Genomic DNA, 14,906 nt, shown 5'->3' with positions numbered 1-14,906 from the left:
ATCAGTCCTATTTGACAAAGAGCCCATTTAGTAAGGTTTTTTGATTTAATTAACCTGTCTAACTTGATTCAGTTTATCATCCGTCCACTAATCTAATAAATGAAAGGAATGAAACTACCGTTTATCCGACAATCGTTCTTTTAAATCGACTTTTTCTCCCCGTTTACGCAGATCTGAGAATTCACCGATCGCAGTAAAAAATAAATCATTTGAGGAGTTAACGGCAGTCTCAACAGAATCCTGAATCACACCAATAATGAAACCAACACCCACAACTTGCATAGCAATATCATTAGATATGCCAAAAAGACTACAAGCTAACGGAATCAATAATAGCGAACCTCCAGCAATCCCTGATGCACCGCAAGCAGCCAAAGCTGATAATACACATAACATTAAAGTCAGACTAAAAGGGACATCAATTCCTAAAGTATGAACCGTCGCTAAAGTCATTATCGAGATGGTAATCGCAGCTCCCCCCATATTGATGGTTGCACCTAATGGCAACGAAATTGAGTAGGATTCTTTAGTTAACCCTAAACGCTTTGCCAGCATCATGTTGATTGGAATATTCGCTGCAGAACTGCGAGTGAAAAATGCCGGAATCGCACTTTCTTTTAGGCAGAACCAAACAAGAGGATACGGATTTTGCCTAATCAGCACAAAAGCAACTAAAGGATATACAATCAAATCCACAACCAGCATGGTCCCTACCAATAGAAACAGGAGACGACCATATTGTGTTAATCCAACTAGTCCTGTTGAAGCGACCGAATCAAAGACTAGTCCAGCAATACCAAAGGGCGCCATCGCGATGACTAACTGAACAACGCCAGTGATTGCTTGAGAGAATTCGTCAATAACTTCTTTTACCGAATTTTTTCGTGTTCGCAAAGCAAACCCAATTAAAGCTGACCAAAATAAAACCCCTAAGTAATTTCCATCGATCATGGCCTGTAACGGATTTTGAACAATATTATTCAAAATTGTCGTCAATACATCGATCAGGGCTTTGGGTGCCTCTTGAGAACCAGAAACTTCCTGTAAAGAAATAGTCAAAGGAAAAATATAACTAGCCAATACGGCAACTGTTGCTGCTAATAAAGTAGTAAATAAGTACAAAGAAATGATGGGCTTAATAAAAGTTTGAGTGTTTGCTTGATGTTTTGATACCGAAGACATGATTAATACAAATACTAATAACGGTGCAATCCCTTTCAACGCCCCGACAAACAAACTACCTAGTATTGCAATGAAGCTCCATTGAGGTAGAAAAATCCCTAATACTGCCCCCACGACAATCCCAATGACAATTCGCTTGATTAACGAAAGTTGTTTAAAAAATTCTAACAAAACAAGTATCCTCTTTTCCATTTTTAATTATCATACTAGTATATGATAATTAAATTCTAATTGAACAGGCAGATGTTTACAACCTAGAATATAGCTATTTTCTAATTACTATTATTCTTAGAAAGGAGAAAGTCTATGAAAAAATTTATTAAAACTAAAAAGCTCGGTTATATGTTGCTACAAGTGTTTTAATAATCGATTTTTGCAGGGGCAAAAACTAATTATATTTTTTTACTTTTAGAAGTATGTGCTGATATTAACTCACAGAATGGCTTATCTATATCGTAAGCGATTTACTGGTTTTAATTCTACCTAAAATTATTTTATGCGTCATCGAAATCTTTTTCCTTCTAAATTATAAAAACGATCTAATCTTTTTTCGATATCAGTGATTTTCATGTACGACGCTTGCTTGATCTTCTTTTTCAGTATCCTTTCTATTATCAATGTCATGGAAATATCACTAAGAAGCATTTGATGTAGCTATTTTTTGAATAATCGGAAAATACGCCTTAAGTCCTATAGTCCCTCTATACTATGTAATGTATAGTATAACGTATAAAGAGGTGTTGCTGATGGATAGTCAATTGAAAAAAGGTTTGATTGAGTATTGTGTGTTGGCCTCGTTAGTGGAGATCGATTCCTATGGCTATCAAATCGTCAAAGAGATCCATCCCCATCTTGAAATTACTGAGTCAACACTATATCCGATCTTAAAAAGACTGGAGACCAACAAAAAAGTCTCCACCTATTCCAAAGTCCATAATGGGCGTTTGCGAAAGTACTATCATCTGACAGATTTAGGTGTTGCCAGTATTCAGAAATTTTTAAAGGAATGGAACGATGTAGAAGCCGTTCACAATTTTATTAAAAGGAGTGTTGAAGAATGAATCGAGTAGAGTTTATTAAGGAATTAAGTAATCATTTAGCTTACGAAGTCAGACCTAGCGAAGTCCATCGCTTGATTGAATATTACGATGAAATGATTCTAGATTTAATGGAGGACGGGTACTCTGAACGGGCCGCTGTCAAGAAATTAGGCGATCCAAAACAGTTGGCCTATGAAGCTGCAGGTATCCCAACAGAGGTGAAGGTACCTCGTCGTTTCAGTTGGCTATGGATCACACTTTTAATCTTAGGGTTTCCTTTATGGGGCAGTTTGGCACTAGCGGCCTTTCTGGTATTGTTGAGTATTGACATCGTGATCTGGTGTATCCCTTTTACAGGCGCTTGTCTATCAGCCGGAACGATCATCGGCGGCGTAGCTGCGGCCTTCACAAGTCCTTTTGTTCTATTTGATTCATTCTTTATGGGGGTTACACAGCTTGGTGCAGGCATGTTTTTATTCGGCTTCGGTCTTTTATGTATGTGGCTGACGTATAAATTCAGCGCGGTCTTCATGAATATGCACCGCAGCTTGATGGGAATTATTCGTCGCAATATTTTCCAACGAAAGGTGGTCCAAGTATGAAATCCAAACTTCTTTTACCAAAACTCGCGACCTATTTAATCGGTGCCGGGGTGATTCTGATGATGCTGGGCTATGCCTTGTCTGGTTTTTCAACAGACCGCTACCATATGTATCAGGACGAGCGGCATTGGTACAATGTTGTCGGCTTCTATATCGATGATTAACAAAGAACGAATTCTCTTCTTTCAGATAAAGAGGATTCGTTCTTTTTATTTGTTCTCTATCCTTCAAATCCAAATGAAGAAACTCTTTTATGTGTATAAAAGAACTACTTCTCTCAACAGAACCGTGCTAAACTAGCAGCAAGATAAAAAAAGAGGTGAATCCCATGGAAAAGATCTCACTTATTCCACCCCAAAAGAACCATGAAGCGGCAGTTCTAGAGTATATGCAGGAGCATTTCTCCTTAGGCGAAGATTCCTTACATGGCTCTTCCTTGCTGACAGAAATGGAAAGTTACAGCGATTGGCTGACTCATTTGATCAAGCAATCCAGCAAAACAACTGTAACGCCTGATTGGGTTGTTGCTACTACCCTGCTAGCCGTGAGGGAAAAGGATCAGAAAATCATCGGTACCATTGATATTCGGCATGAGCTGAATGAATTTTTACGGGAGTTTGGCGGACATATCGGCTTTGGCGTGCGACCTACTGAACGTGGAAACGGCTATGCTACGGAGATGCTGCGTTTAGGTTTAGAGTATTGTAAAATGCTGGGACTTGAAAAGGTCATGGTCGCCTGTTATGAAGAGAATGTTCCATCTGCTCGAACGATCCAAAAAAATGGTGGGGTTTTGGAAAAAACGTTTGTCCATGAGGATGGCCAAATAGTTCAGATTTATTGGATTGATTTAACAGATAAAAGATAGTTTCACGCCTGCTAGGATGCTAAAATAGTGATGAGAAGACTTCTGAGAAAGGATGCGATGTAAAATGACTGCCATCTTAAAAAATCATGATTACTCCTTTCGTCAGCTGCAGCAGGCAAATTTTCATGATATGACCTTTGAACGTGTGAATTTCTCAAATGCAGATTTAACTGGGGCGAATTTAAGCAATTGTCTATGTATTGATTGCGATTTTTCTGAGGCAATATTACATGACGCTTCTTTGCAAGGAACCGACTTTCAGGGATGCAGCCTGGAAGGAGCAGATATTTCGGGGGCGAATTTATTTTTCGCAATGCTGGAGCACGCGGACTTGACGGGCATTATTCATGACGACCGAACCCAATTTTTTGATCTTTACTGTCCTGCCGAAGGGCCCTTTATCGGTTATAAAAAATGCTTTGATTACCGGATCGTACAATTATTGATCCCAGCTGATGCCCGCAGAACCTCTGCGACGAATACCTGCTGCCGCTGTGATAAGGCGAAGGTTTTGACCATCAAGGATATGTACACCAATGAGGATTACGACGAAGCCGTTTCATACGTTGATGGGGATTTTGTATACCGTGTAGGTGAATACGTTGTTGCGGAAAATTTCAATCCCAATCGCTGGGCAGACTCCACTGGCGGCATTCACTTTTGGCTGACACGGAAAGAAGCTGAAGGATATATGTAACAAAAGCCCAGTACACTCCACTGTCTGAACTGGAGTATACTGGGCTTTTAATTCAAAAAATTTAGGAATTTTTTTCTGAGATTTCTTTTTTTCTTCAAAGAAATCCAATGTCATGCCTTTAAGGTCTGTTAACCGCAGAATTTCCTTCAAGGATTCATAATCTTCATAAAGCTTTTTTTTCTTTTCATCTTGTTCATAGGTAGTGACGATACCTGAAATGACTGGCGCATTGAACATCTTCGCAGCAATTGTACGGTGGGCACCATTTTTTTGCAGGATATAGCAATCATCTTCTTTATAATAATTGAAACAAATCGGTCTATTCCCGTCAAGATTCTGCTTTCCGGCATAAAACGCGATTTGACAATCAAGTCCGTATTTCTTCAACGATACTAAATGAGCCTTGAACGCTGCTTCGTCTTTTCCATCATTTGTTTTCCCCATAAAAAGATCATAAACCGACTTCTCCTCTACAGGCCATGTCGTTTGCATCGCGAGAATTTTATTCACCGGAATCTCTAAGTTAGGCTCTTCACTATTTTCAATTTTATTGTAATAATTGTCTACAGGCAACGTTTGAAAAATAGTTCTTTTTTGTGCCTGAATGTGTGCCATGCTGATTCCCGCCTGCAGCATCGTCTCGATGGCTCTTTCTTCAAAATCTGTCGTCATGATAAGCCCCTTTCAATGTGTAACACCAACCTTCATCATTTGCTATTCCTTGATGAAACCTTGGCAGAAAAAGACACTGCACCGTCACCTTTTTTGGTGGGGATGCGGCTTAGCCGACTATTCAATCATTCACTTTTGAGCTGTATCTCTCCAATTGAGGGGCACAGTATTTTGATCAATCGGTTTTACCTTCCGCTTGATTTATTCAAGCGGCTACTCTATTTCTCCAAAGCCTTAAACTATGCAAATTTTTGTTTTTCCATGTCCATATAAAACAGTGTTTCCATCATTTTTTTAGAATAAACCTTACGCACTTCACGTGGAATAAATTGATGAATCTCATCTTCGTTATACCCGATCTGTAATTTCGTTTGATCGATAATAATCGGCCGTTTAAGTAACGTAGGATTCTCTTCAATAACCGCTACTAATTCGTTAAAAGTAAGATCATTAAAATCAAAAGAAAACTTATTATATACTTTCGACCGTGTGGCAATGATCTCTTCTGTCCCCGTTTCAGTCAGTGCGAGAATTTCTTTAAGTTCCCTTTTTGTTAGCGGTTCAGCGATCATATTCCTTTCTTCAAAGGCCAGACCTTGTTCCTCTAACCAAGCTTTTGCTTTCCTACATGAATTACAACTCGTCGAGCCATATAATTTAATCATTTTTAAAAACACCTTTCCGTAAGTTCATTTTCTAAATATACGCTGTTATTCTACAATTATTACGATACAGGACATTTCCACAGTTGTTAATCTAAATTTTAAAAAGTGTTAAAAGAGAGACGCTAAAAATTAAAAAAAGATCGGCTTTTTATAACGTGATTCAGCTCAACCAAATCTAAAAAATGGTCAAAAAGCTTCATAATACTGACTTTATTTTGAGATACCCCCTAGTATATAACAAAGCAACTTATTCGCTCAATTATCGACTCAATTATTTCTCTCGAAAGTAAAATTATGATTATCGAAAAACAAATCTCTTTTTTTATCACATTAGGATTAATTTTTTCCTTGGAAAATTACTGAGTAATAAGCATCAATAGTTGTAGCTTCTTCTGTGTTTAGTTAATCTAGCCTTGCATTTTCCTTTGAACCTTGTAGACTGGAGACAAGCATAAAAACACATGGTGGTTGGTAGTCCGCCGCATGAAAATGTCAGTAACCTGCCCTCCCGGGTTGTCCCTTGCTTGAAATTCATTTAAGGGAGGTGTCATCATGAAGTTGACGATCTACTTCGATGGCAGTTTTTGGTGCGGCTTGGTGGAAACTGAATTCGACGGTCATTACCAAGCCATTCGATATGTTTTTGGTCCAGAACCAAAGGATGCGGATATTTTCGCATTTATCGCAACACGCTTACCTCATCTGCTGGAGCAGTCAGGGACTGTCTCTGCGAAAAAGAGGCCTGAGAAAAAGGTGAATCCGAAACGGATGCAGCGATTGATCAATCGTGAAAAGCGGCAGCCAGTGATTTCGACCAAAGCGCAACGGGCCATCAGTGATCTGCGTGAGCAAACAAAGGCAGATAGCAAAGCACTGCGCCGGCAAAAAAAGGCCGCCGAGTCTGAAGCTCGTTTTCAGCAAAGGCAAGTCAAAAAACGCGAAAAGCATAAAGGACACTAAAAAATATTTTCTAGGAATATTCTGATTTTATGCGAATTTCCCTGAAAGAAAGTACAAAAAACGAGGCATTACTCTCGTCATTGAGAGTGATGCCTCGTTCTGTTTATGCTTGTTTTATTTCCGCTAAATCAACTGAATAGTTCACCTGAATCTGATCGCTAACAAAATAGTTATCGATTCCTTCTGGCAGCTTCCAATTAACACTGACACACCCAGGTCTGCGGTACAGTTGGTCGCTTTTGTAATTTTCATACAGAACAAACCAAGGGACTAATGAGGTGCCCTTTCCATTTTCGTCCATGTATCGATCCTCAGTATCGAAGCGAACAATGTCCCCAGAAACATCAAAGGTAAACCGCCCTTTTGCGCTCACACCATTCCATCTGATCGTCCCTTCAATCGTGCGTTCGTCAAGGGTACGCCACGTTACGTAATCCTGTAAAAATAGGCTTGGCAGAAAAACTGCGTCAGCCAAGGATGTAATCAGCTGTCCCTGATCCATCTCCGGTCCAGTTGAGTGAAACAATTTGAAATGTTTTGCCAACACTCCGATCATCGCGCCGCGACCATTCTGGACTTGATCTGTCACTTGGATGGGCAGCCCAAACATCCGCGCCTTCAAGAAAGCATAGCGATCGGGTCTTTCGACAAAATTAACCTGACAAAACTCAATTGGGATCGGCGCCTTGTCCGCAGCTATTCGAAACCTTGTATGCCCAAAGCAAATAAACATGTTCTGCATCAATGGTTGATTCACGTACCCATTCTTCTTGAGGTATTTTTGCAGCAGTGGCGGCAGCTCCTCTATCGCCTCTTCAGTAATCATTTGTGGTTCCTCTGAAACTGGTTCCTGTCGAAAAGAAGATTCAACCTCCGCCAAATACTTTTTCCAGGCAGTACCACCCGGTAGAAAAAAATAAAGAACGATTAATGTAATAGCAAGTAATAAGCAGCCTAGAAACATCATTCATTGTCCTCTCCTTCCTTCCCTCTTACTATAACCGAAATCATCAGAATAACCATCCGCCCAAGGACGTAGTTTCCTTTATCAAGAGGAATGTTTAATAAATTCAATCAATATATGGTGAATAGAAAAGTCAACGTTGTATTTTTTAATACAACGTTGACTTAAATGATACGATGTTGTATTATTTCTTTGGAAACGTTTCAATCTAATAAAGAAAGAGGGATTTTATGAATAAGAAATCAGTAATAATTAGTACAGACCCGGGAATTGACGATGCCGTAGCCATTGCTTTAGCCCTTTTCAGCGAGCAGCTAGATGTGAAATTGATCTGCCCGATCTTCGGAAACGTCAGCTTAGAAAACACCAAAGTAAACACAGAAAAATTGTTAACGTTATATCAAAAAACACCTCGGGTTGTATTAGGAAGCCATCGTCCTTTATTAAGAACATCCATCAACGCCAGCAATGTTCATGGTAAAACTGGCATGGACGGCTATTCATTTCCCGAGCCTGCCCTTTCAGCGGAACAATCCCTGACAGCGGCAGCGGCCATGCACGAAGTTGTTGATCAAGCTGAAGGTAAAACAACCTTGATCGGAATCGGGCCGTTAACAGATATCGCCTTGTATATACATTTATATCCGCAGGACTTTGAAAAAATCGAAGAGATTGTTGTCATGGGCGGCAGCTTAGGCAGAGGAAATTATGGCGTATTGTCTGAGTTTAATTTTGCGGCTGACCCTGAGGCGGCTAAGATTGTTTTTGATAGCGGGCTTTCGATTCAAGTCGCCCCTATGGAAGTCGGGCGACAAGCAAAAGTTATGCCTGAGGTCTCTGAGCGGATCAAAGAACTTGGAAGAATCGGCTACATGTTTTATCAGCTCTTTTCAAAATATCGAGGCGGCAGCTTTGCAACAGGCTTGAGTATGTATGATGCTTTAGCAGTTGGCTTGATTCTGAATCCAGCCATGTTCGAAATAGTCAAAACACGAGTGGAAATAGAAACTACAGGCGTCTTAACTACCGGGGCCTCCTTGATTGATCTGAAAGGCTATTTGAATCTGCCGGCGAATGCCCAGGTTGCGATCCAAGTCGATCCAGAACAGTTTGAAAAATGGTTTATTGACGCTATTGCGAAAACTTTGTAAAGAAAGAGTGGTTGAAAAAGTATGAATGTCTTATTAACTTGTCTTGTTGGTATACTAGCAGTTGGAATTCTCATTTATATGCTATTGAAGAAAAATGATATAAAGATGACCCTGCTAATTTTAGGTGTCGTGTTGATGTATATTGCGCTCTTGATGGGAAGAAAGCTTGAGGTAAGCGAAACAACCGGCGCACTTTTACTCGATCCCTTCCAAGTGATCGTTGACCAATTTACCAATACGTTAGTTGGTCCCGGGTTTGTTATTTTGATTTTAGGCGGCTACAGTGCTTATATGAATCACATTGGCGCGAACAAAGTGACTGTACAAGCTTTAACAAAGCCCATCGCGAAAATCAAATCAATTTATATCTTGATTCCCATCGTTTTCTTGATAGGAAATTTATTGTCCTTAGTTATTCCTAGCGCCTCAAATTTAGCCATCATCTTATTAGCAACACTTTACCCTGTTTTACGTTCTGCAGGGATGTCACGTCTCAGTGCCGCAGCAGTTATTGGAACATCTGCTACGATCGTCCCAACACCGCTAGGTTCAGACAACGTAGCGATTGCTTCTTTACTAAATGTAAACGTTACAGATTATGTTTTTAAGAGTCACGCGCTCGTTTCAATCCCTACTCTATTAGCCATTGCCCTTGTTCATTACTTTTGGCAAAAGCATGAAGATGTTAAGCAAAAGGAAACTCTGAGCTATCAAGAAGAAATCGCTGGAAATGACGTGAATGAAGCAAAAGCAGAGGTTGAGACTACGTACACTGGTCTTCAAGCATTTGTTTACGGTACGCTGCCTCTTCTGCCGATCATTTTATTGCTGATCGTGTTTGTATTGAATCTCGTTTTGGGCACTACCTTGAATATCAGCGTTCAAGTCGTCAGCTTGATAAGCTTCATTATTGCTGTTTTGGTGGAATTTTCGACTCGTCATTCGGTGAATTCCGTTTTAAAGGAAACCAGCTATTTCTTTGATGGTATGGGTGGTGTCATGAGTATCGTTGCCCTATTAGTTTCCGCGCAAGTCTTTGTTCAAGGGTTAACCTCCATCGGAATTATTGAGCTAGTGCAAAAAACAATGGAAAATATAAACGGTGCCGGCATTCTTCTGCCGGTGATTATGGTGGCCTTTACGGCAGTCATCGTTTTACTAAGCGGCAGCGGAACAGCTTTGTTGTTTGCAATGATTCCATTAATGATTCCGCTTTCCAAAGCGGCAGGTATTGATCCAGTCGCTTTATCGATTCCTATGCAGCTTTCAGGAAATCTGCTAAGAGCCGTGTCTCCTGTCGCAGCCGTTATCTTGATTGTCGCTGGAACAACGAAGCTGTCACCGATGCAGATCGTTCGCAGAACTTCGGTCCCTATGATTTTCGGAGTGGTACTTTCTTTAGTCCTATCACTCATCTTATTTCAATAAACGAAATGCATTATTCTAAACGTATCGCTGATTTTAGTGATTATTCAAGGGTCGTGTCTCTGATCAATGATGGAAAAAGGCAGATGCAGATTACTGGAATCACCCAATGGGATGAAAATTATCCCAATAAACAGCTGATCTTGCAGGACATCGAGCAAAAGAAACTCTGGCTTTACGGTGAACAATATGAAGCCTGTGTCACTCTAGCAGAAAAAGAATCTATTGCGCTGATTCAACGATTGGTAGTCCATTCGCAACACCAAAGAAGTGGAATCGCCCATTTCATTCTGACCGATATCCTTCAAAAAGAAAAAAACAAAAAGGAAATAATGGAAGTAAGACTTAGTACGAACCACTCTAACCTTCCCATGCAAAAACTTTTAACAAGCTTAAAATTTGTCCCTTCTCGAAAGTATCTCATACCTGGTCGAGAAAAATTCGGTAACTTTATCGAATTTATTTATCCAATGAGATGAAGTAAATACGGTTTGTGATACAATGCAACTATATTTATATGCAAGGAATGGTGAAGAAGATGCATCGTACGCCAAAATATGTTCAAGTCTATAATCAAATCTTATTAATGATTAAACGCGCTCAGTTTGCGCCCGGCTCAAAATTACCTTCTGAAGAACAATTGACTACTGATTTTAATGTGAGTCGGGTTACTCTTCGTACAGCCTTGTCTCTACTCAAAGAAGATGGGGTCATAACGAGTATTCACGGACAAGGACATTTTGTTAATCTTTCAGAAACACAAAAAAATGATCAAGGAATTCGTGCGCTAGGTTGTCCAATCTTGGATAGTTTGACGATCCCAATTGAGCAGATCACTAAAAAAGACGCTTACTATTTTAAAAACCCCAGCAGTGTGTTCACAGATAAACTGTTCGAAGTCAAAGACATCTCTTACTTCACATTGAATGTTTGGTACAAAATGGATAAGTTGAACGTAGCAAATATCTTTTCCATTTTATTACCTGAAACAATCGAGGCATTCGGTTTAGATTTAGACAATAGCGAACAGATCATTCAATTTTTGGAGACAGATATTTACCATGAAGTGGCGAACTCCAAATTGACCATCACCATTTCATCAAGAAAACCAGACAGCTTCAGACGGGAATTCGCCGAGGACGAAACCCTAGTACTGATGACCGAAAATCTTTACGCAAAAAATGGAAAGGTCTTAGCACAAAACAAATACTATATCGCTGAAAGCTTCTTTAGGACTTCTTTGGTTCGATACCAAAGTCATCACTAATAATTATCGAAAAAAAAGCGTTAATACCCCTTTTACTCAAAAAGAGGGATTAACGCTTTTAACGTGTCGTTTTCCTAGTCGGCCATATCCCAACACAAATAGCCCACCGATACAGCGGGCAAAAAACAAGCTCCAATTTTATATATATTATTCTTAAACCCTATCCCAACGTTGGACTTTCGATAAGAATTCAGAATTGCACACTATTCTCGTTTTCGGATGCGCTCAAGTAGTCGCTTTCGCTTTCTCGAAGGGACAGCAGGCGGTGTCTGCTGGATGTGAGGAGCTAAAACCTCTTTTTCTTTCAGCTTTTCTGTCAAGATTATCCGCGCTGGTTTCTCCTTATCCTCTATCTGAATGTTTTCCAACGTATACGCGTCCGGCATACACGCTGAAATCAAAGACAGTGCTTGCTCCTGTGTCATTTCTCTTGGGTCTATTTCTTTCGGCAATTCGATTTGCTGGATCAGCAGCCCCGGCTCAGGTCTTTCTTCTCGAACAACAAAATCCACCGTCTGTGGGCTTTCTTCCGCTATATCTGTTAATTGTGTCCCTTCTTTCTCCAGTTGTGCCGTCTCTGATCCTTCATCGAGGGTTTTATTAAACAGTTCTGTCTCGATGGTTTCAATCAAGGTCGCATGTTTAACCTTCTTAAATAAGCCGACGCCATTTTTTTCAAATAGGTTCAGCTTGGTTAATTTTGTTAAAGAGGCTTTGATCTCCTCACCTGTCTTGGTAGGATCAAAGTGTTTTATACGCAAATGCTGGGATCTGCCATCACTATTTTCAAATTCTGCATCTAATGTGAACATCGCTTTCTTCCTTTCTGATTTTTTCGTGTATTTCACTTTTTTATCTCGTCATGATTCCGCTACTCTCGCGAATGGTTCCTTAATCAATTGCGAATAAAGCGCTTTTATTTTGTCAGAAACAAATGTTTTCGCAGGAAATAATTTTACAGATAACAGACGCCATTCCTTTTTATCGAAGTATTCGGCAAAATACCCATAGAAACGCCGCATCAAAGCCGTTGAACGCATATGCAAAAAAATGTATTGCACGAGATCCTTCAGCAGCAGCGAAAAATCTCCTTCACACAATTCATCCCTTACCTGTAACGCAACTAAGAATTGAATCGTTCCATTGCTATCATGAGTTTCTTTGAAATAATGATTTATCCGTTTTTCCAATGTTCCTCTTGTTAACTGGAACAGTTGTTGCCGAGTTAAGCCATAATCTTTCATGGTCTCCTCCTTTTTCTTTTTGATAATTAGTTTCACCTGAGAGCTCTACACAACTAAAATAAGTCCTTTTTTACGGATTTTGCAATTCCAAAAGTTTTATTTGAAATTAACATAAAGGACTTGTGACTATGAATAGGATTTAATCGAGGGTTTTGCTTCCAATAAATAACGACGATAACTTCATTTCTAATTTTTTATAACGTAACCACCCTGCAAAAAAGTCCTTTACTCTGTGTCTTCCTAACTAGCTACGAAGTTTTAAGACACATAAAAAGAAGGAGATTGATTAAGTCCACTACTTAATTGGTCTCCTTCTTTTTCAACTGTTGATCCAAAAACTTGAGGCAAACATCGTTAATTTTTCTAAGTGTTATCTCTGCACCTTTTTGGGGCTTTGTTCCATCAAAGACGCTTGTTAAAAACGGAGATGTCAACGATAGATCCGTCAATGAAAAATGACCAATTCCTGAAAAATGAATGTTTTGAACCTTACTTGATTCTCTCTCCAGCAACCGTGCATTTTCTTCGTATTGCTTCCATTCGTTTAGATGTTCCCATGTCGCATCGGAATAGATGTTCAATACAGGAACAGGAAACTCCGATTGATCAAAGATAAATTCATTATCGTCAGAGACTCCTTGAATATCACACAAAAAAGGAGCCTCCAAAGAAATTACCGCTGAAATGTCCTTTCGCTGCCTGCCAATTCCTAACGCTGCTGAACCGCCTAAGGAATGCCCCATTACACAAATCTGTGAAGAATCAATCAAATTTAAAAACGTATTTGTTGCCTCTTTCTTTTCTGATTTTTCAAGAAGCGTGTCTAAGACAAAATTTAGGTCATCGGTTCGAATCTTCATCCACTTTTCAAAATTGACTAACGATTGTTTTGGTTTTTTATTAGGTTTATCCATACTCACTTCTTTCATAAACTGACTGCTTAAACGAACTTTTTTCCCATTGAATAGTGTAGTTGAAAAGCACTGATACGTATGGTCAATGGAACAGACAATGTAACCCTGACTAGCTAATTCACGAAAAAGGGTCTCATTACTTTCCTTCATGCCAAAACTTCCGTGAGAGAAAACCACCAGCGGACATGATTGCCCATTCGAATATTCTTTTGGATACCAAAAAGCAACTGGAAGCTCACGGTAACTACCGTCCTCACTGTACGTTTCTACTCGTTGATGATCAATATAATAATCAGTTTTATGCAAAACCTGATAATCACCAGTTGCGACAAGTGGTTCAACTTTTGGAAATAATAATAGCCAGCCTGTCACTATTAATAGAAGCAATGATAAAAAAGCGCAGAGATAGCCCGCAGGAACATGATTACTTTTTCGCACTAGACAGTAAATGAGTAAAAAAGCCTCAAAAACCATCATAGAAAGTAAAATCCAATTTCTCATTTACAATCAGTCCTTCCGAACGAGACGGTTGCCAAAGCTTTTCGCCCTTGACATCTCCACACCATATTGCAAGAGAAACGCATAGCCAGCCGAATCAATCATCTGTTTGGCCTTATCCTTATCACATGTCATGATGTTAGAAACAACCATCGATAAAATTCCAGTTGAATAGATAATAGAGTTGGTGAGATATGACGCTGCCTCAGCCATGCGTATATCAAAGACTTTCGCAATACTTTCTACCAATTCTCGATTATCTACCATCGCAGCAAGCCTATCCACCTCTCCAATGTAATACTCACTTCCACCATTTAAATAGAGATACTTGAATAATTCAGGTTCATCAAAAGCTAGATCTACATAAGCAGCGCCTACCTCGGTGAACGCTTCAAAGCCATTTTCTGATGTCGGTGTCATTTTTTTATTCGCATAATTTAACGCATATTCTGCAAGAGCTTGTCGAAAACCCGCCATATTTTTAAAATGCCAAACGATTGGTTGCGTGGAGCAACCAATTTGGTTAGCCAAAGTTTTAATATTAACGGAAGTGTATCCTTCTTGGATCAATAATTGTAACGCTTCTTGTAAAATCAGTTCTTTTGATATTTCCACTTTTCGAGCCATTCGCTTTTCTCCTAAATTATATAAATGTACTTATATAAACTCATTTATATTATATGGAATGTCGGTAACACTGTCAAGACACCTTGGCCTTGATCTTAAGAAAGACTCCGTAATCTCACTCAGTTTTACG

At 39.5% G+C, this 14,906-nt stretch carries 17 protein-coding genes; 10 read left to right on the top strand and 7 right to left on the bottom strand.

Translation table 11 applies throughout. The annotated features are described in order from the left end of the window. Positions 1-114: 114 nt before the first annotated feature. Positions 115-1,353, bottom strand: coding sequence for a serine/threonine transporter SstT (gene sstT, locus RV13_RS12450; protein WP_010743766.1), 1,239 nt, complete (start codon positions 1,351-1,353; stop codon positions 115-117). A gap of 575 nt (positions 1,354-1,928) precedes the next feature. Here sstT and RV13_RS12445 point away from each other — a divergent pair. From RV13_RS12445 to RV13_RS12430, 5 genes are all read left to right on the top strand, one after another. After that, complete coding sequence (locus RV13_RS12445) at positions 1,929-2,243, top strand: PadR family transcriptional regulator (RefSeq protein ID WP_010743767.1); 315 nt, start codon at positions 1,929-1,931, stop codon at positions 2,241-2,243. Further along, the gene (locus RV13_RS12440; protein WP_010743768.1) at positions 2,240-2,824 is read left to right on the top strand and encodes a DUF1700 domain-containing protein; all 585 of its coding nucleotides are present in this window, start codon (positions 2,240-2,242) and stop codon (positions 2,822-2,824) included. Before RV13_RS12445 ends, RV13_RS12440 begins: the two co-directional genes overlap by 4 nt. Further along, positions 2,821-2,988, top strand: a complete 168-nt coding sequence (locus RV13_RS21035; RefSeq protein ID WP_010743769.1) for a hypothetical protein — start codon at positions 2,821-2,823, stop codon at positions 2,986-2,988. Before RV13_RS12440 ends, RV13_RS21035 begins: the two co-directional genes overlap by 4 nt. 164 nt (positions 2,989-3,152) lie before the next feature. Then, positions 3,153-3,692 (top strand): GNAT family N-acetyltransferase, encoded by a 540-nt coding sequence (locus RV13_RS12435; RefSeq protein WP_010743770.1) that lies wholly within the window; start codon positions 3,153-3,155, stop codon positions 3,690-3,692. Positions 3,693-3,756: 64 nt separating this feature from the next. Further along, positions 3,757-4,389, top strand: coding sequence for a pentapeptide repeat-containing protein (locus tag RV13_RS12430; protein ID WP_010743771.1), 633 nt, complete (start codon positions 3,757-3,759; stop codon positions 4,387-4,389). Between the two features lie 911 nt (positions 4,390-5,300). On the opposite strand, the gene spx is transcribed toward RV13_RS12430, so the two are convergent. Further along, a complete protein-coding gene (gene spx, locus RV13_RS12420) occupies positions 5,301-5,726 on the bottom strand; it encodes a transcriptional regulator Spx (RefSeq protein WP_010743773.1) in 426 nt (141 codons plus the stop codon). Between the two features lie 552 nt (positions 5,727-6,278). Here spx and RV13_RS12415 point away from each other — a divergent pair. Further along, positions 6,279-6,686 carry a YjdF family protein gene (locus RV13_RS12415; RefSeq protein ID WP_010743774.1) on the top strand — a complete coding sequence of 136 codons (408 nt, stop codon included), beginning with the start codon at positions 6,279-6,281 and terminating at the stop codon, positions 6,684-6,686. Between the two features lie 103 nt (positions 6,687-6,789). Here the strand turns inward: RV13_RS12415 and RV13_RS12410 are convergent, their stop codons facing one another. Beyond that, positions 6,790-7,653, bottom strand: a complete 864-nt coding sequence (locus RV13_RS12410) for a DUF6544 family protein (protein ID WP_010743775.1) — start codon at positions 7,651-7,653, stop codon at positions 6,790-6,792. A gap of 227 nt (positions 7,654-7,880) precedes the next feature. On the opposite strand from RV13_RS12410, the gene RV13_RS12405 reads away from it, so the two are divergent. From RV13_RS12405 to RV13_RS12390, 4 genes are all read left to right on the top strand, one after another. After that, positions 7,881-8,801 (top strand): nucleoside hydrolase, encoded by a 921-nt coding sequence (locus RV13_RS12405; protein ID WP_010743776.1) that lies wholly within the window; start codon positions 7,881-7,883, stop codon positions 8,799-8,801. A gap of 21 nt (positions 8,802-8,822) precedes the next feature. Next, on the top strand, positions 8,823-10,229 hold the full coding sequence (gene dcuC, locus RV13_RS12400) for a C4-dicarboxylate transporter DcuC (RefSeq protein WP_010743777.1): 1,407 nt from the start codon (positions 8,823-8,825) through the stop codon (positions 10,227-10,229). An 83-nt stretch (positions 10,230-10,312) separates the two neighbouring features. Continuing rightward, a complete protein-coding gene (locus tag RV13_RS12395) occupies positions 10,313-10,705 on the top strand; it encodes a GNAT family N-acetyltransferase (RefSeq protein WP_010743778.1) in 393 nt (130 codons plus the stop codon). A 59-nt stretch (positions 10,706-10,764) separates the two neighbouring features. Continuing rightward, positions 10,765-11,493 carry a winged helix-turn-helix domain-containing protein gene (locus RV13_RS12390; RefSeq protein WP_010743779.1) on the top strand — a complete coding sequence of 243 codons (729 nt, stop codon included), beginning with the start codon at positions 10,765-10,767 and terminating at the stop codon, positions 11,491-11,493. A gap of 203 nt (positions 11,494-11,696) precedes the next feature. Here RV13_RS12390 and RV13_RS12385 read toward each other — a convergent pair whose 3' ends face one another. The 4 genes from RV13_RS12385 to RV13_RS12370 all read right to left on the bottom strand — a co-directional run bounded on the left by RV13_RS12385 (position 11,697) and on the right by RV13_RS12370 (position 14,776). Next, positions 11,697-12,305: a DUF2922 domain-containing protein gene (locus RV13_RS12385; RefSeq protein ID WP_010743780.1), complete on the bottom strand. Its 609-nt coding sequence runs from the start codon at positions 12,303-12,305 to the stop codon at positions 11,697-11,699. Positions 12,306-12,353: 48 nt separating this feature from the next. Then, positions 12,354-12,737, bottom strand: coding sequence for a hypothetical protein (locus RV13_RS12380; protein ID WP_010743781.1), 384 nt, complete (start codon positions 12,735-12,737; stop codon positions 12,354-12,356). Positions 12,738-13,036: 299 nt separating this feature from the next. Then, positions 13,037-14,152 carry an alpha/beta hydrolase family protein gene (locus RV13_RS12375; protein ID WP_010743782.1) on the bottom strand — a complete coding sequence of 372 codons (1,116 nt, stop codon included), beginning with the start codon at positions 14,150-14,152 and terminating at the stop codon, positions 13,037-13,039. A 6-nt stretch (positions 14,153-14,158) separates the two neighbouring features. After that, positions 14,159-14,776 (bottom strand): TetR/AcrR family transcriptional regulator, encoded by a 618-nt coding sequence (locus RV13_RS12370; protein ID WP_010743783.1) that lies wholly within the window; start codon positions 14,774-14,776, stop codon positions 14,159-14,161. Between the last annotated feature and the right edge of the window lie 130 nt (positions 14,777-14,906).

The sequence above is a fragment of the Enterococcus raffinosus genome (assembly GCF_001886185.1).
Taxonomy (GTDB): domain Bacteria; phylum Bacillota; class Bacilli; order Lactobacillales; family Enterococcaceae; genus Enterococcus_A; species Enterococcus_A raffinosus.
This window is presented reverse-complemented; position numbering and strand designations above follow the sequence as displayed.

Coding starts and splice junctions, on each gene's coding strand:
- RV13_RS12430 (WP_010743771.1), top strand. CDS start 3,757: ATGACTGCCATCTTAAAAAATCATGATTACTCCTTTCGTCAGCTGCAG.
- RV13_RS12390 (WP_010743779.1), top strand. CDS start 10,765: ATGCATCGTACGCCAAAATATGTTCAAGTCTATAATCAAATCTTATTA.
- RV13_RS12375 (WP_010743782.1), bottom strand. CDS start 14,152: ATGAGAAATTGGATTTTACTTTCTATGATGGTTTTTGAGGCTTTTTTA.
- RV13_RS12380 (WP_010743781.1), bottom strand. CDS start 12,737: ATGAAAGATTATGGCTTAACTCGGCAACAACTGTTCCAGTTAACAAGA.
- RV13_RS12395 (WP_010743778.1), top strand. CDS start 10,313: ATGCAGATTACTGGAATCACCCAATGGGATGAAAATTATCCCAATAAA.
- spx (WP_010743773.1), bottom strand. CDS start 5,726: ATGATTAAATTATATGGCTCGACGAGTTGTAATTCATGTAGGAAAGCA.
- RV13_RS21035 (WP_010743769.1), top strand. CDS start 2,821: ATGAAATCCAAACTTCTTTTACCAAAACTCGCGACCTATTTAATCGGT.
- RV13_RS12405 (WP_010743776.1), top strand. CDS start 7,881: ATGAATAAGAAATCAGTAATAATTAGTACAGACCCGGGAATTGACGAT.
- dcuC (WP_010743777.1), top strand. CDS start 8,823: ATGAATGTCTTATTAACTTGTCTTGTTGGTATACTAGCAGTTGGAATT.
- RV13_RS12370 (WP_010743783.1), bottom strand. CDS start 14,776: ATGGCTCGAAAAGTGGAAATATCAAAAGAACTGATTTTACAAGAAGCG.
- RV13_RS12440 (WP_010743768.1), top strand. CDS start 2,240: ATGAATCGAGTAGAGTTTATTAAGGAATTAAGTAATCATTTAGCTTAC.
- RV13_RS12410 (WP_010743775.1), bottom strand. CDS start 7,653: ATGATGTTTCTAGGCTGCTTATTACTTGCTATTACATTAATCGTTCTT.
- RV13_RS12415 (WP_010743774.1), top strand. CDS start 6,279: ATGAAGTTGACGATCTACTTCGATGGCAGTTTTTGGTGCGGCTTGGTG.
- RV13_RS12445 (WP_010743767.1), top strand. CDS start 1,929: ATGGATAGTCAATTGAAAAAAGGTTTGATTGAGTATTGTGTGTTGGCC.
- RV13_RS12385 (WP_010743780.1), bottom strand. CDS start 12,305: ATGTTCACATTAGATGCAGAATTTGAAAATAGTGATGGCAGATCCCAG.
- RV13_RS12435 (WP_010743770.1), top strand. CDS start 3,153: ATGGAAAAGATCTCACTTATTCCACCCCAAAAGAACCATGAAGCGGCA.